Annotated in this window: 19 protein-coding genes; 10 read left to right on the plus strand and 9 right to left on the minus strand. The window is 67.0% G+C overall.

What is annotated here, in order from left to right; genetic code table 11:
- The first annotated feature begins 357 nt into the window (after positions 1-357).
- From ACZ5IK_RS38640 to ACZ5IK_RS38650, 3 genes are all read left to right on the plus strand, one after another.
- Positions 358-1,371, plus strand: coding sequence for a helix-turn-helix domain-containing protein (locus tag ACZ5IK_RS38640; RefSeq protein WP_465492204.1), 1,014 nt, complete (start codon positions 358-360; stop codon positions 1,369-1,371).
- A 70-nt stretch (positions 1,372-1,441) separates the two neighbouring features.
- Positions 1,442-2,950: a CYTH and CHAD domain-containing protein gene (locus tag ACZ5IK_RS38645; protein ID WP_465492205.1), complete on the plus strand. Its 1,509-nt coding sequence runs from the start codon at positions 1,442-1,444 to the stop codon at positions 2,948-2,950.
- Positions 2,951-3,069: 119 nt separating this feature from the next.
- Positions 3,070-3,378, plus strand: coding sequence for an STAS domain-containing protein (locus ACZ5IK_RS38650; RefSeq protein WP_465492206.1), 309 nt, complete (start codon positions 3,070-3,072; stop codon positions 3,376-3,378).
- Here the strand turns inward: ACZ5IK_RS38650 and ACZ5IK_RS38655 are convergent.
- From ACZ5IK_RS38655 to ACZ5IK_RS38670, 4 genes are all read right to left on the minus strand, one after another.
- The gene (locus tag ACZ5IK_RS38655) at positions 3,375-4,841 is read right to left on the minus strand and encodes a DNA polymerase ligase N-terminal domain-containing protein (protein ID WP_465492289.1); all 1,467 of its coding nucleotides are present in this window, start codon (positions 4,839-4,841) and stop codon (positions 3,375-3,377) included. The two genes, ACZ5IK_RS38650 and ACZ5IK_RS38655, sit on opposite strands and share 4 nt — an antisense overlap.
- 112 nt (positions 4,842-4,953) lie before the next feature.
- Positions 4,954-6,975 (minus strand): ABC transporter ATP-binding protein, encoded by a 2,022-nt coding sequence (locus ACZ5IK_RS38660; RefSeq protein WP_465492207.1) that lies wholly within the window; start codon positions 6,973-6,975, stop codon positions 4,954-4,956.
- Complete coding sequence (locus ACZ5IK_RS38665) at positions 6,975-8,708, minus strand: ABC transporter ATP-binding protein (RefSeq protein WP_465492208.1); 1,734 nt, start codon at positions 8,706-8,708, stop codon at positions 6,975-6,977. Before ACZ5IK_RS38665 ends, ACZ5IK_RS38660 begins: the two co-directional genes overlap by 1 nt.
- Positions 8,709-8,738: 30 nt before the next feature.
- Positions 8,739-9,386: a TetR/AcrR family transcriptional regulator gene (locus ACZ5IK_RS38670; RefSeq protein WP_465492209.1), complete on the minus strand. Its 648-nt coding sequence runs from the start codon at positions 9,384-9,386 to the stop codon at positions 8,739-8,741.
- 273 nt (positions 9,387-9,659) lie between these two features.
- On the opposite strand from ACZ5IK_RS38670, the gene ACZ5IK_RS38675 reads away from it, so the two are divergent.
- From ACZ5IK_RS38675 to ACZ5IK_RS38705, 7 genes are all read left to right on the plus strand, one after another.
- On the plus strand, positions 9,660-10,889 hold the full coding sequence (locus ACZ5IK_RS38675) for a sensor histidine kinase (RefSeq protein WP_465492210.1): 1,230 nt from the start codon (positions 9,660-9,662) through the stop codon (positions 10,887-10,889).
- Positions 10,886-11,320: a roadblock/LC7 domain-containing protein gene (locus ACZ5IK_RS38680; RefSeq protein WP_005159022.1), complete on the plus strand. Its 435-nt coding sequence runs from the start codon at positions 10,886-10,888 to the stop codon at positions 11,318-11,320. Before ACZ5IK_RS38675 ends, ACZ5IK_RS38680 begins: the two co-directional genes overlap by 4 nt.
- A gap of 19 nt (positions 11,321-11,339) precedes the next feature.
- Positions 11,340-11,723 (plus strand): DUF742 domain-containing protein, encoded by a 384-nt coding sequence (locus tag ACZ5IK_RS38685; RefSeq protein ID WP_101607385.1) that lies wholly within the window; start codon positions 11,340-11,342, stop codon positions 11,721-11,723.
- Positions 11,698-12,312, plus strand: a complete 615-nt coding sequence (locus ACZ5IK_RS38690) for a GTP-binding protein (RefSeq protein WP_101607386.1) — start codon at positions 11,698-11,700, stop codon at positions 12,310-12,312. The genes ACZ5IK_RS38685 and ACZ5IK_RS38690 overlap by 26 nt, the downstream gene beginning before the upstream one ends.
- Positions 12,313-12,337: 25 nt before the next feature.
- Positions 12,338-13,564, plus strand: coding sequence for a styrene monooxygenase/indole monooxygenase family protein (locus ACZ5IK_RS38695; protein ID WP_465492211.1), 1,227 nt, complete (start codon positions 12,338-12,340; stop codon positions 13,562-13,564).
- Between the two features lie 118 nt (positions 13,565-13,682).
- Complete coding sequence (gene ku / locus ACZ5IK_RS38700) at positions 13,683-14,537, plus strand: non-homologous end joining protein Ku (RefSeq protein WP_101607387.1); 855 nt, start codon at positions 13,683-13,685, stop codon at positions 14,535-14,537.
- 150 nt (positions 14,538-14,687) lie between these two features.
- Positions 14,688-14,900 (plus strand): hypothetical protein, encoded by a 213-nt coding sequence (locus tag ACZ5IK_RS38705; RefSeq protein ID WP_465492212.1) that lies wholly within the window; start codon positions 14,688-14,690, stop codon positions 14,898-14,900.
- 284 nt (positions 14,901-15,184) lie between these two features.
- Here the strand turns inward: ACZ5IK_RS38705 and ACZ5IK_RS38710 are convergent, their stop codons facing one another.
- From ACZ5IK_RS38710 to ACZ5IK_RS38730, 5 genes are all read right to left on the minus strand, one after another.
- Complete coding sequence (locus tag ACZ5IK_RS38710) at positions 15,185-15,340, minus strand: DUF6131 family protein (protein WP_167480014.1); 156 nt, start codon at positions 15,338-15,340, stop codon at positions 15,185-15,187.
- A 501-nt stretch (positions 15,341-15,841) separates the two neighbouring features.
- On the minus strand, positions 15,842-17,317 hold the full coding sequence (ahcY, locus tag ACZ5IK_RS38715; RefSeq protein WP_465492213.1) for an adenosylhomocysteinase: 1,476 nt from the start codon (positions 17,315-17,317) through the stop codon (positions 15,842-15,844).
- A 252-nt stretch (positions 17,318-17,569) separates the two neighbouring features.
- A complete protein-coding gene (locus ACZ5IK_RS38720; RefSeq protein WP_465492214.1) occupies positions 17,570-18,622 on the minus strand; it encodes a DNA polymerase IV in 1,053 nt (350 codons plus the stop codon).
- Between the two features lie 9 nt (positions 18,623-18,631).
- A complete protein-coding gene (locus ACZ5IK_RS38725; protein ID WP_465492215.1) occupies positions 18,632-19,057 on the minus strand; it encodes a YciI family protein in 426 nt (141 codons plus the stop codon).
- Between the two features lie 60 nt (positions 19,058-19,117).
- A complete protein-coding gene (locus tag ACZ5IK_RS38730; RefSeq protein WP_465492216.1) occupies positions 19,118-19,384 on the minus strand; it encodes a DUF3040 domain-containing protein in 267 nt (88 codons plus the stop codon).
- Positions 19,385-19,610: the final 226 nt, after the last annotated feature.

Raw genomic sequence — 19,610 nt, forward strand, 5'->3', positions numbered from 1 at the left:
AGATCAGTACGCTACCAACCACTGACCAACCCAAAACTGTCCGACATGTGCTGAAACACATCTGTCCGTGAGGCCCTGAAACAGGACAGACGGTTCTAACCGTCCTTACCACTCACGAGGCTCCGGCCGTGAGTCAGCGTTCTTCGAAGCTCGTGCCGGGTGGCATGTGGTGCTTGCTGGAAGTACGTGAAGGACCCCTTCCTTGCGCTAGACGCAGTGAAGGGGTTCTTCACGCGCCGCGCTTCTGGTGCCGGGCAACCGGAGCCGCGGCGAGCGTCACGGACAGTCGATCGGAGCGGTGCCCTCGTCCGGCTCCGCAACATTTCCACTTCCGAATAGCTCGACCCCATTCCTTTCTTGCGCTATAAACTTAAAGAACCCTTCGCGAGCGAAGCTGCTTCGCTCGCGAAGCAGCGCTTCGCAGGAATGCGCGAGCGCAAGTTATCAGCAGTTGAGGTGAATTACCGCGTGGCAATCACTGCGCGGCCGGAGTTCGGCCCTAGTTTGGCCCGCATGGTTGAGAAGGATTCGACGGCGCGGACCCGGGAACTGGGCCACCGCATGAAGGCGTTCCGGCAGCGCGGGCACTTCAGCGGAGCCGACGTCAGCCGCCGTAACGGCTGGTTGCAGAGCAAGGTCACGAGGTGGGAACAGGGGCTGCGCGAGCTGTCCGTGGTGGACGCGGCGCTGTATCTCGCGACCTGCGGCGAGGCGGAGCCCGAGCGTGACCTGCTGCTGGAACTGACGCAGCCGGGCAGCGACCTGTACTGGGTGCGACCGTACTTCGACGAACTCGTCGATCCGATGAAATCCCTGGCTATCCAAGAGAATCTCGCGCATACGGTGGTGCGCTACGAGTCGTTGACGCTCCCCGGACTGCTGCAGACCGAACAGTACGCCCGCACCACCTACGAACTGATCGGCAACCGCGGTCAGGCCCAGTTGGACCAGGCCGTGAACGCCCGGATGGAGCGGCAGAAGCTGCTGCGGCGGGATCGTCCGCCCCAGTGCCGGTTCTACGTCCACGAGCGCGCGCTGCGGTCGGTCATCGGCGGACCGCGGATCATGCACGAGCAACTGCTCCACCTCGTCCTGTCGGCGAACCTGCCCTATTGCTCCATTCGAATCGTCCCCGAAAGCAACGAAGTGAGCAGAACAATCGAGAGTTCCTTCGCCATCATGGAATTCACGGAACATCCGGCGGTGGTGTACACGGATTCCTACGCGGCCGGAGTGTTCATCGACGACCGGGTGGCGGTCGAGGCGTACTATTCGCTCGTCGCGCGTCTGGAAAGCGATACCCTGACAGCGGAGAGGTCGCGTCAAATGCTCGCCGAGTGGGCGGACCGGTACGACCGGATGGACGAATGACCCGATCGGGGTTTCCCGCCGCCTCTTTGCGGGGTAGTCCTTCCTGGTAGCCGAAGAGGAGGAGTTCGTGGTGACGAAGACGCAGGACGGTGCCCCGGTCGCCGAGGCGGAGATCGAGCGGAAGTACGACTTGGCGGCCGACAGGCCCATCCCGCCGCTGGTCCCGGCCGGTCCCGTGACGAACCAGGCCGATCCGAGGGTCGACGTTCTCGACGCCACGTACTTCGACACTCCCGACTTCCGGCTCGCGCAGGCGGGTATCACGCTGCGGCGGAGGCTTGGCGGGAGCGACGAGGGCTGGCATCTCAAGCTCCCGGTCAGCGAGGACAGGCGCGAGGAACTCCGCCTCCCGCTGTCGGGCAAGCCGGACAAGGTGCCCGGCGCGCTGGCGAGACTGGTCCGTGCGCGCACTCTCGGCGCCAAACTCGTCCAGGCCGCACACCTGCGCACCGAGCGGACTTCGTACGCCCTCCTCGACGCGGAAGGCCGTGAGGTCGCGACGCTGACCGACGACGTCGTCACCGGCGAGGCGGGCGGGGAGAAGGCGCACCTCGACCGCTGGCGGGAGATCGAGATCGAACTTTCGCCCGGGACCGATCCCGACGTGCTCGACAGTCTGGACCGGGCCGTCGTGAACGCGGGCGCGAAGCGGTCGAGGTGGCCGTCGAAGCTCCGGCGGTTGACGGACGAGCTCGTCCCGTCGGCCGCGGGTGCGTCCGGTTCGGTACTGGCGGACTACTTCGCCGAGCAGCTGGACGCGCTGCGCCGCAACGACATCGGGGTTCGCCGGGACGTCGAGGACTCGGTGCACCAGATGCGGGTCGCCGCCAGGCGGCTGCGGAGTGCACTGAAGACGTTCCGGCGTTCACTCGACGCCGACGTCGCGAACGGGCTCGCCACCGAGCTGCGGTGGCTCGGTGGCGAACTCGGGCCGGCGAGGGACAACGAGGTGATGGCGGAGCGGCTGCACGAGGAGGTCAAGGCGCTTCCGGCCGAGCTGGTGCTCGGCAACGTCGGGCAGCTGATGACGCGGCACTTCTCGCGCGAGGCCGAAGAGGCCAAGGCCCGGGCCATCCGGGCGCTCGACAGCAAGCGGTACACGGATCTGTTGCGGGCACTGGAAAAGCTCGTCGGCAAGCCCAAGAAGATCAAGGACGGCAAGAAGGAGCTGCGCAAGGCGGTCGCTCGTTCGGACCGGAAGCTGCGGGACGCGGTCGCGGTCGCGGCGGCCTTGCGGCCCGGTCTGGAGCAGGACGCCGCGTTGCACGAGGTGCGTAAGAAGGCCAAACGCGCCCGGTACGCCGCGGAGACGGTCCAGCCGGTGACTGGCAAGAAGCTTCGAAAATGGCGGAAGAACGTCAAGGCGGTGCAAACCACTCTCGGTATCCATCACGACGTAGTGGTCACCCGGGAGGTCTTGCGGCTTCTCGGCCTCCGCGCCTACGCCGAGAGCGAAAACGCTTTCACTTATGGCCTCCTGCACGGTCGTTCGGTCGCGACGGCCGAGGCCGCGCACCGGCGTTTCGCCGGAGAATGGCAAACGGTGCGTAAAGGTTCCCGCCCGAATTGGCTTCGATGAGGTACCAGGGTTGACCTCTCGCCGCCGCTGAGTACCGTCAGTGGGAACTTGGTGGTCTGGAGAGAGGCGCCCCCATGTTGCCTGGCCAGCGCGTACCCGGCGAATCGCAGCCCCTGGCCGTGACCACCACCCGCCGCAAGGACGGCATCGTCATCCTCACCGCGGTGGGGGAGATCGACGCGGCCACCGTCGGCCGGTTCCGCGTCGAACTCAGCGGTGCGTGTGTCACGGAAAAGCACGTGATCCTCGACCTTTCCGGCGTTGGTTTCCTCAGTTGCGCCGGATTGCACGCGCTGGAGGAGGCCAATGCCGCGTCGCGGCGGCTCTCGGTGATCGTGAAGACCGCCTTGGTGTCGCGGATTCTGGACATCAGCGGGGTCGGAGCCGATCTCGACGTCCGTTGGGACGTCGAGGACGTCCATATCTAGCCGTCGAGTTCGACCTCGTCGGCGGCGACGTCCGGCAGCAGGCCACGCCAGCGCGGATTGCGCAGGCAGCCCCCGTCGGTCCAGCCGCCGAAGACGACCTCGCCGACGATGGTCGGCCGCGACCAATGCGCGTCCCGCGCCTGTTTTTCCGGTACGGAGCGAAACGGGGATGTCTTGCGCTCCAAGCGGAACAGCCGCTGTGACAGCTCCTCCAGCTCGTCGCCCGCGAAGCCGACGCCGACGTTCCCGATGTACCGCAGGCCATCCTCGTGCGGGACGCCGAGCAGCAGCGAACTGAACGTGTCCGCCCGGCTGCCGCCACCCGGCCGCCAGCCGCCCAGCACCACCTGCTGGACCCTCGCGCCGATGATGGAAAGCCATTCCCCGGTACGCCTTCCCTGGTGGTACGCGGAGTCGGCGCGTTTCGCGATGACGCCGGCGAGCCCGTGTTCGCGGGCCGCCCGCGCGACCGCGCCACCGTCGCCGCGGTAGTACCGGGGGACCTGCCAATGCGGTCCGGCGAGACCGAGGCCTTCGAGGAGTTCTCGACGCTCGACATAGGGCGACTCGACACAGGACCGGCCGTCCAGATGCAGGAGATCGTTCACCAGATAGAACGCCGGAAACCGGGGGACGAGCCGTTTCGCGGAACTCTTCGTGGCCCGCGCACGGTGCCCGAGCCCGTCCGGACTCGGCTTCCCGCCGTCGAAGACGACGATTTCCCCGTCGAGAAAAGCATCGGCGGCACCGAGTTGCTCGCCCAGTCCGCGGAATTCGGGGTACAGCCCGGTGACGTCGTCGCCCGAATCGTCGTAGGCGGTGATCCGGCCGCCGGACACCCGGATCAGGGTGCGGCGCCCCGACCAGTCGAATTCGTAGGCCCATTCCGTGTCTTCGCCGGTCGAGGGAAGGCGCCCCGGTTTGGTCAGCATCGGGGCGAGGAACGGGGGCAGTTCCGTGCGGCCGGGATCGGCCGGATCGAGTCGTTTGAGCAGCCAGCCGCGGTCGTTCCCGTCCTTCTTCACGTTCAGGAACAGGTATTTCCCGCGCGCCCGTTTCCCGTGGAAGACGATCTCGACCTTGTGGTCGTTGAAGTGCAGCGTTTCGTACCGGCCGGTGTCCCAGATCGTCATGGTGCCGCCGCCGTATTCACCGGCCGGAATCTCGCCTTCGAAGGTGAGATAGTCCATCGGGTGGTCTTCGGTGTGCACGGCGAGGCGTTCGAGATCCGGTGACATCGGCAGGCCTTTCGGCACCGCCCAGGAGACCAGCACCCCGTCCCGCTCCAGCCGGACGTCCCAGTGCAGGCTGCTCGCGTGGTGTTCCTGGATGACGAAGAGATCGTCCGCCCCCGCCGGGGTTCCGCCGTCCCCGTCGCGTTCCGGAATGGGTTCGGGTGTCCGTCCCGGTTTGCGCTTACGGCGGTATTCGCCGAGTTTCTCCGCCATGGTCGGCCAGCGCACCCCTCTCCGGATCCGTTCACGCAAGCCTAGCGCCGTTCACGGTCCGGACGGGGGACGAAGGCCCCTTTTCCTCCGATGAAAGCAGGAAAAGGGGCCTTCGATTCACCGCGGTTCAGTCGGTCTCGGCGAGCGCCTCCGCGAACTGGGCCGCGTAGAGCCGCGAGTACGCACCACCGGTGAGCAGCAGCGTTTCGTGATCGCCCTGCTCGACGATCGAGCCGTCCTCCATCACGAGGATGACGTCCGCGTCGCGGATGGTGGAGAGCCGGTGCGCGATGACGAAACTCGTCCGCCCCTCGCGCAGCGAATTCATCGCCCGCTGGATCAGCACCTCGGTCCGGGTGTCGACCGAACTGGTGGCCTCGTCGAGGATGAGGATCGCGGGTTTCGCCAGGAACGCCCGCGCGACGGTGATCAGCTGTTTCTCACCCGCGCTGACCGTGCCGCCCTCGTCGTCGATCACCGTTTCGTAGCCCTCCGGGAGGGTACGGACGAACCGGTCGACGTGGGTCGCCTTGGCCGCCGCGACGATCTCCTCCTGCGTCGCGTCCGCGGAACCATAGGCGATGTTCTCCGCGATCGTCCCGCCGAACAGCCACGCGTCCTGCAGCACCATGCCGGTTTTGGACCGCAGGTCCTCGCGGTCCATCTCGGCGATGTCGACACCGTCGAGGGTGATCCGGCCGCCGTCGAGTTCGTAGAACCGCATGAGCAGGTTGACCAGGGTGGTCTTCCCCGCGCCGGTCGGGCCGACGATGGCGACGGTGTGCCCCGGCTCGACGGTGAGCGACAGGTCCTCGATGAGCGGGGTGTCCGGGGTGTACCGGAACGACACGTGCTCGAACTCGACCTGGCCGCGCACGTCGCCCACCCGCGCGGGTTCGGCGGGCTCGGGTTCCTGCTCGTCCGCGTCGAGCAGCGCGAAGACCCGCTCCGCGGACGCGATCCCGGACTGCAGCAGGTTCGCCATGCTGGCGATCTGCGTGACCGGCTGGCTGAACTGCCGTGAATACTGGATGAACGCCTGGACGTCGCCGAGCGACAACGTCCCGGAAGCCACCCGCAGCGCGCCGATCACGGCCACCAGCACGTAGCTCAGGTTGCCGATGAACATCATCGCGGGCTGGATGGTGCCCGAGATGAACTGCGCCCGGAAGCTCGCGCCGTAGAGCGTGTCGTTGTGCTCGCGGAAGACCTTCTCGGCCTCCTCGCGGCGGCCGAACACCTTGACCAGCGAGTGCCCGGTGTACATCTCCTCGATATGCGCGTTGAGCCGTCCGGTGGTGGACCACTGCTTGATGAACTGCGGCTGCGCCTTCTTGCCGATCTTCGCCGCGACGATCACCGAAGCGGGCACCGAGAGCAGCGCGACCAGCGCCAGCAGCGGCGAGATGACGAACATCATCGCGAGCACGCCGACCACCATCAGCAGCGAAGACACGATCTGCGCGAGCGTCTGCTGCAGCGATTGCGCGAGGTTGTCGATGTCGTTGGTGGCCCGGCTCAGCACCTCACCGCGCGGCTGGCGGTCGAAGTAACTCAGCGGGAGCTTGGCGAACTTCTCCTCGATCTTCTCCCGCAGCTCGAACACCGCGCGCTGGACCAGGTTCGTGGTCAGCCTCGCCTGCAGCAGGGCGAAGAACGACGCCACGATGTAGAGCAGCAGCACCCACATCAGGACCTGGCCGACGGCGTCGATGTCGATACGCTGGCCAGGCACGAAGTCGATCGCCGAGAACATGTCGGCGAGCGTGTTGTCGCCCTTCGCCCGCAGGCCGGCGATGACCTCTTCCTTGCTCACCCCCGCGGGCATGTCCTTCGCGACGACCCCCGCGAAGATGAGGTCCGTCGCCATGCCGAGAATCTTCGGGCCGATGACGCTCAGCGCGACGCTGGCGACGCCGAACGCCAAAATGCCGTACAACACGGCGCGTTGCGGCTGCAGCAGCCGCAACAGCCGTTTCAGGGATCCCTTGAAGTCCAGTGCCTTCTCGACGGACGGCCCGCCCATGAAGGCGGCGGGACCGCGGCCGAAGCCGCCTCCGCCGGGCCCTGGCCCTCGTGCCGCGCTCGCGCGCTCGCCCGCGGGTTTCGCCGGGGTACTCGATTCTGTGGTGGATTCGGGCGCGCTCATCAGGCGGCCTCCTGCTCGGTCAGCTGGGACAGCACGATCTCCCGGTAGGTTTCGTTGCTCTCCATGAGTTCGGTATGGGTGCCGTTGCCGACGACGCGGCCTTCGTCGATGACGACGATGCGGTCGGCGTGGCGGATCGTGCTGACCCGCTGCGCGACGATGACCACGGTGGCCTCGGCGGTCTCGGCCACCAGCGCCCGCCGCAGCGCGGCGTCGGTCGCGTAGTCGAGCGCGGAGAAGGAGTCGTCGAAGAGGTAGATCTCGGGACGCCGCACCAGCATCCGCGCGATCGCGAGCCGCTGCCGCTGGCCGCCCGAGACGTTGGTCCCGCCCTGGGCGATGGGGGAGTCCAGTCCCTCGGGCATCCGCTCGACGAAGTCCTTGCCCTGCGCCACTTTCAGCGCATGCCACAGTTCCTCGTCGGTGGCGTCGGACTTGCCGTACCGGAGGTTGCTCGCGACCGTCCCGGCGAACAGGTACGGCTTCTGCGGCACCAGCCCGACGGCGTCGGACAGCACGGTCGGATCCAGTTCTCGGACGTCGACGCCGTCGACGAGCACGGAGCCGTCGGTGGCGTCCATCAGCCGGGGGATCAGGTTGAGCAGCGTGGTCTTGCCGCTGCCCGTGCTGCCGATGATCGCGGTCGTCTCACCGGGCATGGCCAGCAGTGAGATCTCCTGCAGCACCGGCTTTTCCGCGCCGGGGTAGCGGAACTCCACATCGGACAGTTCCAGTCGCCCGTGCACCTCACCGGGGCTGATCGGGTTCGTCGGCAGGACGACGCTGGTGTGGGTGTCGAGCACCTCGGTGATGCGCTCGGCGCTGACTTCGGCGCGCGGCACCATCATGAACATGAAGGTGGCCATCATGACCGCCATCAGGATCTGCATGAGGTAGGACAGGAACGCGGTCAGCGCGCCGATCTGCATGCTGCCGTCGTCGATGCGCAACCCGCCGAACCACAGCACGGCGACGCTGGAGGCGTTCATCACGAGCATGACGATGGGGAACATCAGCGCCATGAGCCTGCCGACGATCAGGGAGACGTCGAGCAGTTCGGTGTTCGCCTTGGTGAACCGCCGCCGCTCATGGGTGTCCTTGACGAAGGCCCGGATCACGCGGATGCCCATGATCTGCTCGCGCAGGATCTGGTTGATCTTGTCGATCCGCTCCTGCATCAGCCGGAACGCGGGCCGCATCTTCGCGATGATGATCCCGACCGAGACGCCGAGGATCGGCACGACGACCACCAGCAGCCACGAGAGCGTGACGTCCTGGTTGAGCGCCATGATGATGCCGCCGAAGCACATGATCGGCGCGGACACCATCAGCGTGAACGCCATCAACGTCAGCATCTGCACCTGCTGGACGTCGTTGGTGGTGCGGGTGATCAGCGACGGCGTCCCGAACTGGCCGACCTCGCGGGCGGAGAAGTCCTGGACCCGGTGGAAGATCGCGCCGCGGACGTCGCGGCCGACGGCCATGGCGGTGCGGGCGCCGTAGTAGACGGCGCCGATCGAGCAGGCGATCTGCACCAGCGACACCAGCAGCATCACGCCGCCGACGCCGAGGATGTAGTCGATGTCGCCCTTGACCACGCCGTCGTCGATGATGTCGGCGTTCAGCGTGGGCAGGTAGAGCCCGGCGAGGGTCTGGACGAACTGCAGCAGCACGATCAGCCACAGGTCTCGCCGGTACGGGCGCAGGTGAGTGCGCAACAACTTCGTCAGCACAACGGTTTCTCCCCAGTGGTGGGTAGGGTGTTACTGCTTCTTCGGTTTCTTCACCGGTTCGGGTCCGGTGAGTGACGGGACACCCGCGGCCGCCTCGCGCAAAAGGACGCCGAGCGTTTCCAGGAACGGTCCGGACCCCTCGTTGACCAGCCAGCTGAAGAACGCGGTCTTCACCGCGGACTCCACGATCGCCGCCATGAGCCGCGAGTTCAACGCGTTTTCCGCGCTCGCGCCCGCACGTTCCAGGATGGCGTCGGCCAGCACCTGTTCGACCTTGGCGTGCGCCTTGAGGAACTCGCCCTGCATCGACGGGTGCAGGAGCAGTGACCGGGCCAGCTCCACCGAACCGCGATCCGGTTCTCCCAGCTTGCTGTAGGCCTCCAGCGTCGCGGCGCCGACCGCTTCCCACAAGGATTCTCCCGAGGGCCGCTCGCGCAGCGCCTCCCGCAGGAGTTCCTGCCGTTCGACGATGAACGAGCAGATCGCCTCTTCCTTGCTGGAGAAGTAGTTGTTGAACGTGCGCGGCGACACCCCCACGGCGCCGGCGATGTCCTCGACGCGGACCTGCTCGACGCCCTTCTCCATGGCGAGCTTGAGCGCTGCCTCGCTCATGGCGCGACGAGCCGCGCGCTTCTTGCGTTCGCGCAGTCCGAGAGGGGCGGCCGAGTCGGTGGTCACGACGGTAAGGGTAGGCAAAAGTTGCGGGGCGCGCAAATTTATGCGCACTCCGCACTTTTCGGACACCAAGGTGGGTGAGCGATCGGGAAATTGAGCCGAATGGCCTAGTGTGCACCGCTCACCAGCCGCAACGCTTTCGTTACCACGTCACTGCCAGCGGTTGAACGGAAACCGGTTGTGGACACCGGTTGTTCCGTCTGCTTGCATGTCGGACGTTGTCACTGGGGAGTTGCAGACGAGTCCGGGTACGCGAAGAGAAAGAAGTGGAAGCACATGGTGACGCGGGCTCGAGGCTTGCTTGACCGCTCACGGGTTCTTCTGGACCGCTCCCGGGTCGCCGCGGCTCAGTTCCTCGCCGCGCCGCCCCGGCACGCCCCCTCCTCCGGGGCGCCCGCCGTCGAACCGGTGGTGGAGCAGCGGCCGGCCGTGGAAGCGCCGGACGCCGGCGCGCTCGCCGGCGTCTGCTCCAATGTCGCGTTGCGCGACCTCAATCTGCTCGACCAGTTGCTCGCGCAGCTGGAGACGATGGAGGCGGGGGAGGAGAACGCCGACCGTCTCGCCGAGCTCTACCGGCTCGACCATCTGGCGACCCGCTTGCGGCGCAACGCCGAGAACCTGCGCGTGCTCGCCGGGCGGGACGCCGACGACACGGCGGCCGGGATCTCGTCCGTGCTCGACGTGATGCGGGCCGCGATGTCGTCGATCGACCACTACTCGCGGATCACCATCGGCCGCGTCGTTTCGCTCGGCGTCGTCGGATTCGCCGCCGAGGACGTCAGCCGGATCCTCGCGGAACTGTTCGACAACGCGGCGAACCAGTCGTCGCCGAGTTCGCCGGTCAGCGTCAGCGCGCACCTCACCGAACAGGGGAGCGTGCTGATCCGCATCGAGGACGAAGGCATCGGCATGCCGCCGGAACGCCTCGCGGTGCTGAACGAACGCCTGGCCGCCGGTCCCGTGCTCGACGACGATTCGGTGCGGCACATGGGACTCGCGGTCGTCGGCAGGCTCGCCGACCGGCACGAGATCACCGTCAAACTCGACCGCCGTACCCCGCACGGCACGGTCGCCACCGTGCTGCTGCCGGTGCCGGTGGTCTCGGAACTGGCCGAGAAGCAGTGGTCCGGTTCGCAGACGGTGGTACTGCCGCAGACGAGGATCACCAACGGAACACACGTGGGAACCGCCACCGCGACGACGTCCACGCTGCCGAGGCGGCGCCCGGCCGCGCCGACGACATCGGAACCGGAACGCAAGCCCAGCCCGCGTCCGCGCACGGCCGTCCCGCCCGCCGACGGCGGGACCACGGCGAGCGGCCTGCCGCGCCGGGTTTCCCGCAGTATCAGGACATTGCCCGACGAACCGGCCCCGCCGACCACCCCGCCCGCCGACGCGGCGGACGGGCACGAGGCGCTGTTGGCCGACCTCGATGCCTTCTCCGACGGCGAGCGCGCCGCCCTCGACGACCGGCACGAGCGTGAGACCGGAGGAAACACCCAGTGACCGCCCAGGACGCGACCACGGATTTCACGTGGCTGCTCGACGACTTCGTGCGCAAGGTGCATGGCGCGAGTCACGCGCTGATCATGTCCGTCGACGGTTTCCCTTTGACCGCTTCGGAATCGGTGTCCAGTGACGACGCCGAGCAGCTCGCCGCCATCGCGAGCGGCTTGCTCAGCCTCGCGGGCAACAGCGCCGCGCTGTTCGGCAAGGGCAACTGCGAGCAGATCATCATCCGGCTCACCCGCGGGTACTTCCTGTTCATGGGGATCGGCGCCGAGGCGGGGCTCGCCGTGCTCACCGAACCCGACTGCGACATGAAGGTCGTCGCCTACGAGATGACCCAGTTCATCACCAACGCCGGCCACGCCCTCACTCCCGAGGTGCGAGCGGGACTCCGGCAGGTCCTGACCGCCCGACGGCCGCAGGCCTGAGAATCCGGAGAAGGAAGGGATGACCGTGTCCAGCGACCAAGCTCCGGACCGGCCGGTCAAGATGCGCAGCCGCAGAATCCGGCCGTACGCGCTGACCGGCGGCCGCACCAAGAGCAGCCACCTGCTGCTGGTGGAGACCCTGATCTCGGTCCCGCGCTACGACCCGGCGCTGTCCGAAGCGCTGATGCCCGAATCGCGTTCGCTGTACGAGCGCGCCCGCGAACGCTCGTCGATCGCCGAGCTTTCGGTGGGACTGGACCTGCCGCTGGGCGTGGTCCGCGTGCTCATCGGCGACCTCGCCACCCAGGGCGCCGTCTTCGTGCACCCGACGGCCCACGCCTACAACCACGATACGAACGTGCTCGAGAGGATCCTCGATGGACTCAAGCGCCTCCCGGTCTGACGCCGATCTGCTGGCGATCTCCGCCAAGATCGTCGTCGCCGGTGGATTCGGCGTGGGCAAGACGACGTTCGTCGGCGCCGTCTCCGAGGTCCCGCCCCTGAGCAACGAGGCTTGGATGACCGAGGCGGGCGCCGGGGTCGACGAGCTCGTGCCGCCCGGAACCAAGTCCACCACCACGGTCGCGATGGACTTCGGCCGGATCACCCTCCGCGAAGACCTGCTCCTGTACCTGTTCGGCACGCCCGGCCAGGCCCGGTTCTGGTTCCTCTGGGACGACCTCTCGCGCGGCGCGCTCGGCGCCGTCGTGCTGGTCGACACCAGCCGGATCGACCAGTCGTTCGCGGCGATCAACTACTTCGAGAACGACTCCGACCTGCCGTTCATCGTCGCGGTCAACCAGTTCGAGGGGATGCCGGTGCACGACCTCGAAGAGGTCCGCGACGCCCTCGCGCTGTCCCCGGACATCCCGCTGGTCACCTGCGACGCCCGCGATCCGAAGTCCACGGTCGCGACCCTGCAGGAACTCGTGACGCACACGTTGTCCCTCGCGGTGGTCTCCGGGCCGGGCCGCGAGTTCGCCCTCAGCTGACGGTTCTCTGGGAGGAATGTCGAGGATGCGCAAGGTTCTGATCGTCGGTGCCGGGCAGTCGGGGTTGCAACTCGCCTTGAGCCTGCTGGACCACGACTACGACGTCACGGTGATGTCGGCGCGGACGCCGGACGAGATCCGGTCCGGCAAGGTGATGTCGACCCAGTGCATGTTCCACTCCGCCCTGCAGCACGAGCGGGACCACAAGCTGAACCTGTGGGAGGACGAGACCGTCCGGGTCGAAGGACTCGGCGTGTCCATCGCCGGACCCGATTCCAGCCGGGTGCTGGACTGGTTCGCCCCGTTGGAGCACTACGCGCAGTCGGTGGACCAGCGGGTGAAGATGGCCGCCTGGCTGGAGCTGGTGGAGGACCGCGGCGGCAAGGTCGTCATCCACGGCGTCACCACCTCGGACCTGGCGCCGCTGGCGAAGCTGTACGACCTCGTGGTCATCGCGGCGGGCAAGGGTGAGCTGGTCCAGCTGTTCGACCGGATCCCGGAGCGGTCGCCGTACACGGAGCCCCAGCGCGCTCTTTCGCTGGCCTACGTGCACGGTCTGGAGCCCCGGCCGGAGCATCCGGACAAGGCGGCGGTGCGCTTCAACATCATCCCGGGCGTCGGCGAGCTGTTCATGATCCCCGCGTACACGCTGAGCGGGAACTGCGACATCCTGTTCTTCGAGGGCGTCCCCGGCGGCCCGCTCGACTGCTGGGGCGACCGGCCGTCGCCACAGCAGCATCTCGACCGGATCCTTTCGCTGATGAAGCAGTTCCTCCCGTGGGAGTACGAGCGCTCGCGCAACGCCGTGCTGACCGACGAGAAGTCGACGCTGGCGGGCGGATACACCCCGGTCGTGCGGAACGCGGTCGGCAAGCTGCCCTCGGGCACCGTGGTGCTCGGCATGGCCGACGTCGTGGTGGCCAACGACCCGATCACCGGTCAGGGCTCGAACAACGCGAGCCACTGCGCGGCGTCCTATCTGGACTCGATCCTCGATCGCGGGGACAAGCCCTTCGACGAGGAGTGGATGAACGCGTCGTTCGAGAAGTACTGGGAGTACGCCCAGCACGTGACGACCTGGACCAACGCGATGCTGCAGCCGCCGCCCCCGCACGTGCTCCAGATCATCGGCGCGGCGGGGGAGAACCCCGCCGTGGCGAAGCGATTCGCGGACGGGTTCTCCGATCCGACCGACTTCCAGCACTGGTTCTTCGATCCGGCGAAGGCGGAGAAGTACCTGGCCGAAGCGTGATTCGGGGACCGCGGTAGTCCCGCGATCGGGTTGGCGGGACTGTCGCGGTGCGCCGTTTCGGGCTACCGTTGTTACCGAGCGTGAGTACGGTCGGTGACGGCGGTGGAGGTGCGGCGCGATGCGTTCGATGTGGAAGGGCTCGGTGTCCTTCGGGCTGGTGAGCATCCCGATCCAGCTCTATGCGGCCACCGAGAACAAGAACGTCTCACTGCGCCAGGTGCACGAGGCCGACGGCGGCCGCATCCAGTACAAGCGGTTCTGCACGATCGACGGCGAGGAAGTGCCCTACGCCGAGATCGCCAAGGGCTACGAACTGCCCGACGGCGAGATGGTCGTGCTCACCGACGAGGACATGTCGGAGCTGCCGCTGGCGTCGTCGCGGGCGATCGACGTGCTCGAGTTCGTGCCGCTGGAGTCCATCGACCCGATCCACTTCGACAAGACCTACTACCTCGAACCGCAGAAGAACGCCGTCAAGCCGTACGTGGTCCTGCGTGACGCGCTGGAGAAGGCGAGCCACGTGGCGATCGCGAAGGTCGCCATCCGGCAGCGGGAGACGCTCGCGATCCTGCGGGTGCACAGCGACGTCCTGATGATGACGACGATGCTGTGGCCCGACGAGGTCCGTGTCCCGGACTTCGGCTTCTTGCACGACGATCCTCCGCAGGTGAGGCCCCAGGAACTGACGATGGCGGGTTCCCTGATCGACTCGCTCTCGGAGCCGGTGTTCGAGCACGAGAAGTACAACGACTCCTACCGCGAGGCGCTGGAGGCCATGATCGAGGCCAAGGCCGCCGGGAACGAGACGACCAAACCGAAGGCCGTCGGGGCGAAGGCCGACGTCGTCGACCTCATGGAGGCCCTGCAGGCCAGCGTGAGCGAGGCGAAGAAGAGCCGGAAGCCGACGGCGGCCAAGAAGGCCACCGCGGCCAAGAAACCCGCCTCCGGCAAGCGAACCCCGAAGAGCGCCTGACTCTCCTTTGTGGACTGTTGTGCCCGGTGTCACCCGGCCGGGTCCGGCGACACGCCGCCCTCATGCCAGGATTTGTCGTCCCTCGGTGGTAGTAAGGCAACCGAGGAGAACTTTTCCGAAGCGATCTTCGATCTGATCGCGGGAGGCGGCATGAGCATGGAGTGCGCGTTCTGCGCCGGCGGGCTCGACCACTGTCACGGAACCCTCGTGGTCCACCTGGACGGTGGTTTCACCGAATGCAGCGAGGACGGCTGCGTCGACCTCGACTTCGTCCGGCACACGCTGACGATCGACTGTTTCGACGTCGACGGGGCCTGCACCTGCGCCGTGGTGGAGGCCCGGCAGCTGCTGCGGGCTTCTTGACCGGCGGTCAATACACCAGTCCGGCCCGATTCGGAAGATCGGGACCGATTGCCACTCGAAGGTGTATGCATTCGTGTACATCGTGGCCGGAAATGTGTTAACTATGACGGGGTCCTCCGGCTCTCCCTCCCCCTCGGAGCCGGAGGGCCCCTTCATGTCGTGGTGCTTCGCCCTCATGGGCCGAGAACGAAAACAGACCGGGCACCCGGCGTGAGGGGAACGCCGGGTGCCCGGTCTGTCTCAACGCTGGTACCGGGGGCTCGGTATCAGCTGTGGTCCGGTGCTCAGAACCAGTGGGCGCGACCGCCGATGGCCTTCCCGGTGTTCCCGAGAACGGCCAGGATGATGCCGATGACCGCGAGCGCGATCCCGATCGAGTACAGAACGGGGATGCTGGCGATGACACCGATGACAATCAGGATGACGCCGAGAATGATCACGGGGGCACCTTCTCCTTCGTAGTCGCCCGGCCAAGGTGATGCCGGGGTGTGGCTACATAAGGGATTCCCGGTTCACACCGCGGGAAACAGGTCCATCCGGCCGTAGTTTTCACGCATTCGGCCTAGTGCTCCGGGGCGGTGCGTCAGGTGTCACAGAAGGGGTTGACGGCGGACGGCGGTTCGCGATCGGTGCCGGGCCTCGTGAGTGGTAACGACGGCTCGGGTTCTGGTGGACCCTGATGTCATCTTGTAGAGCTTGTTCTGGATGTCGATGTGGGGCGAGCGGGGAAGATTTGGGACGTTGAACGTCCCAAATCTTCCCGCTCGGCTGCCGGTCGTGAGGCTGTGGGGTGGCACGGGTCTTGCTCAACGGAAGATCGGGGACACTCAACGTCCCGATTCCTTCATCGTCGACACCCGGTACTCGCTGAGCCGTCACCCTCGTGCAGGCCAGGTGTTCGTGAGATCCGAGCCCTGGTCGCGCGTAGCCCGCACCTGACCTCAGTAGCGGTAGTGGTCCAGCTTGTACGGACCTTCGACGTCCACGCCGATGTACTCGGCCTGGCGCTTGGTCAGCTTCGTCAGCCGGACGCCCAGCGCGTCGAGGTGCAGGCGGGCCACCTTCTCGTCGAGGTGCTTCGGCAGCACGTGGACGTCGGTGGCGTACTGGCCCTGCTTCGTGAACAGCTCGATCTGCGCGATCGTCTGGTTGGTGAAGGAGTTCGACATCACGAAGCTCGGGTGACCGGTGGCGTTCCCGAGGTTCATCAGCCTGCCTTCGGACAGCACGAGGATGGAGTGCTGCTCGCGGTCGGCCGTCGCGGGGAAGACCCACTCGTGCACCTGCGGCTTGATCTCGATCTTCTCGATGCCCGGGATCTTCGCGAGCCCGGCCATGTCGATCTCGTTGTCGAAGTGGCCGACGTTCGCGACGATCGCGTTGTGCTTCATCTTGGCCATCTGGTCGGCCATGATGATGTCGAAGTTGCCGGTGGTGGTGATGAAGATGTCGCCGCGCTCGACGACGTCGTCGAGCTCCACGACGTCGAGACCCTCCATCGCCGCCTGCAGCGCGCAGATCGGGTCGATCTCGGTGACGACCACGCGGGCGCCCTGACCCCGCAGCGATTCCACCGCGCCCTTGCCGACGTCGCCGTAGCCGCAGATGACGGCGACCTTGCCCGCGATCATCACGTCGGTGCCGCGGTTGAGACCGTCGATGAGCGAGTGACGGATGCCGTACTTGTTGTCGAACTTCGACTTCGTCACCGAGTCGTTGACGTTCATCGCCGGGAACAGCAGCTCGCCGTCCTTGGCGAGCTTGTAGAGCCGCTTGACGCCGTTGGTGGTCTCCTCGGTGACGCCGCGGACCTCGTTGGCGATACGGGTGAACCGGCCCGCGTCACGCGCGATGCTGTCGGTCAGCGTGCGCAGGACGAGGGTGTACTCCTCGGGGTCTTCCTCGGTCGCCTGCGGGACGGCGCCGGCGGCCTCGAACTCGACACCCTTGTGGATCAGCAGGGTCGCGTCGCCACCGTCGTCGAGGATCATGTTCGGGAGACGGCCGTCGCCGAAGTCGAAGAGCTGGTCGGTGCACCACCAGTACTCGGCCAGGGTCTCGCCCTTCCACGCGAACACCGCGGAGCCCGAAGGCGCGTCGACGGTTCCGTTCTGGCCGACGACGACGGCCGCGGCCGCCTCGTCCTGCGTGGAGAAGATGTTGCAGGACACCCAGCGCACTTCGGCGCCCAGTGCGACGAGCGTCTCGATCAGCACGGCGGTCTGAACGGTCATGTGCAGCGAGCCCGCGACTCGCGCGCCCTTGAGGGGCTGCGAGTCGGCGTATTCACGGCGCAGCGCCATCAAGCCGGGCATCTCGACCTCGGCGAGGCGCAGCTGCTTGCGGCCGGCCTCGGCGAGGGAGAGGTCGGCGACGGCGAATTCGATCCCGTTGACCTTGGACAGGGTGGGGCTCACTGGTTCTCCATTCATCAGGAAGGCAAGGTGAAGCGGTTCTTCTCGCCGGTGGCGGGAAGAACGGGGTCAATGCGGGGGTTGTTCAGCGCGCGGCCTCGACGACGACGGCCGGAAAAGGGTTTCGACGCAAGAAAGGCACCTCCGCAGTGGGAGGCGCCCTTACGTCTGTCGCAGCGGGCCGAGCGTGGCGGAAGAATTCCGTCGCAGCGCCTCTCGGCCCGAAACCAGAATGGCAAAGCGCCGCGAGCGCTGTCAAGGCGACGCGGATCGCGCCACCGTCGAGGGGAATTCGGCCCGGACGCCCAGCAGGCGGACCGGTCTGCCGAGGTCGAACAGGTCGAGCACGGCCAGCGCCGCCTTCTCGATCTCGGCGGGGTCCGCGGTCGGGGCGGGCAGGGTCACGCTGTGGGTGTGGGTCAGGAACGGCGCGAACCGGACCTTGACCGCGACCCGCGCGGCGGGCCTGCCTTCCTCGGCGACGTCCTGGGAAACGCGTTTCGCCAGCGCGACGACCTCGGCGGCCATGGCCCCGGGATCGGTCAGGTTCTGCTGGAACGTCGTCTCGCGGCTGCGGGATCGTGCCACGTAGGGCGTCGCGGTGACCTCGGCGTCGCCGATTCCCCCGGCGAGGATCCGGTACCACGGGCCGAGTTTCGGGCCGAACCGCGCGGCGAGCCCCGCCGGGTCGGCGCCCGCCAGTTCCAGCACGGTGTGATAGCCGGCCTCGGCGAGCTTCTTCGTGGTCTTGGCGCCGATGCCCCACAGCGCGTCCGTCGGCTTCTCGGCCATGACGTCCCACCAGTTCTCCTGGACGAGCCGGAAGATCCCGGCCGGTTTGGCGAATCCGGTGGCGAGTTTGGCGCGCAGCTTGTTGTCCCCGATGCCGACCGAGCACGACAGCCCGGTCTCCTCGGTCACCACTCGCCGGATGTCGGCGGCGAGCGTTTCGGGGTCGTCGGTAGCGACGCCGAGGAACGCCTCGTCCCAGCCGAGTACCTCGACGACCACCGGGAGTTCCCGCAGCGTCGCCATCACCCGATCGGAGACTTCTTGGTACGCGGGCGCGTCCGTGGCCAGGAACACCGCGTCGGGGCAGCGTTTCGCGGCGGTCCGCAACGGCATCCCGGACCGGATGCCGAATTCCCGCGCTTCGTACGACGCCGTGGCCACCACGGCCCGTTCGGCCGGATCGCCCGTGCCGCCGACGACCACGGGCTTGCCACGCAGCTCAGGCCGCCGGGCGACCTCGACCGCCGCGATGAACTGGTCGAGGTCGACGTGGAGCACCCACTCCCGGACGGCCATAAGACGACCTTAAGCCCGTTCGGCGACCTCGTCGCGCATCCGCTGCTCGTTCTCCTGCAGCTCCGGCGTGAAGTTCTCGCCGAAGTCCTCGGCTTCGAGGATCTTGCGGACCTCGAGGATGGTGTCGCCGTGCGGGGGAGTGGGACAGCGCTTCGCCCACTCGATCGCGTCGGCGCGCGACGGGACGTCGACGATCCAGAAGCCGCCGACGAGTTCCTTGGCTTCGGTGAACGGGCCGTCGGTGACCGTGGATCCGGCGGCGTTGACCGTGACCCTCGCGCCCTTCGAACTCTCCTGCAGCCCCTCGCCGCCCACCAGCACCCCGGCGTCGAGCATGTCCTGGTTGAACTTCGCCATGGCGGTCAAGGCCTCCATCGGCGGCATCTTCCCGGCTTCGGAATCCTCGTCCGCCTTGATGATGATCATGAACCGCATGGACTTCCTCCCAGTGAACCGGACGTATCGCCCGGACTCTACCGGCGTGCGGGAAGAAGATCAGCCGCGCCCGAACCGGGACAGGTGCACGATCACCGCCGTGGTCACGGTGATCATCCCGAGCAGCAGCACGGCCGGGCTGTTCACCACCATGCCCAGAAACATCAACAGGCCCGCGGTGATGTCGAGAGTCAGGAGGACCGTCAGCCGGAGCAGAGGCGGCCGTGCGGGCCTGCCGGAGCGGAGCCGGGCGGCCAGCGCCGGCTCGGTCAGCTCGAACCAACGCTCGATCTTCTCCAGCTCTTGCCGATCGTGATGGCTCAGCATCTCGGTTCTCCTTCGGCGCGCCCCGGCCGGTCGACTACCACGGAATACCCAGGACCGGGACCGGATAAGCATCGAATTTCACCGACTTTTGTATAACGACCTATACGTATCGGCGAACGGAACATCCTTTGTAGACCGAATGGTTGCGCCATTCGTGGCCACCGCACGCGGAAAGATCGTCAAGGAGAGGAGAGATCGGTAGTTTCTGCGATTGCGGCCAAGGCGA

This window comes from Amycolatopsis sp. NPDC031561, assembly GCF_055580625.1.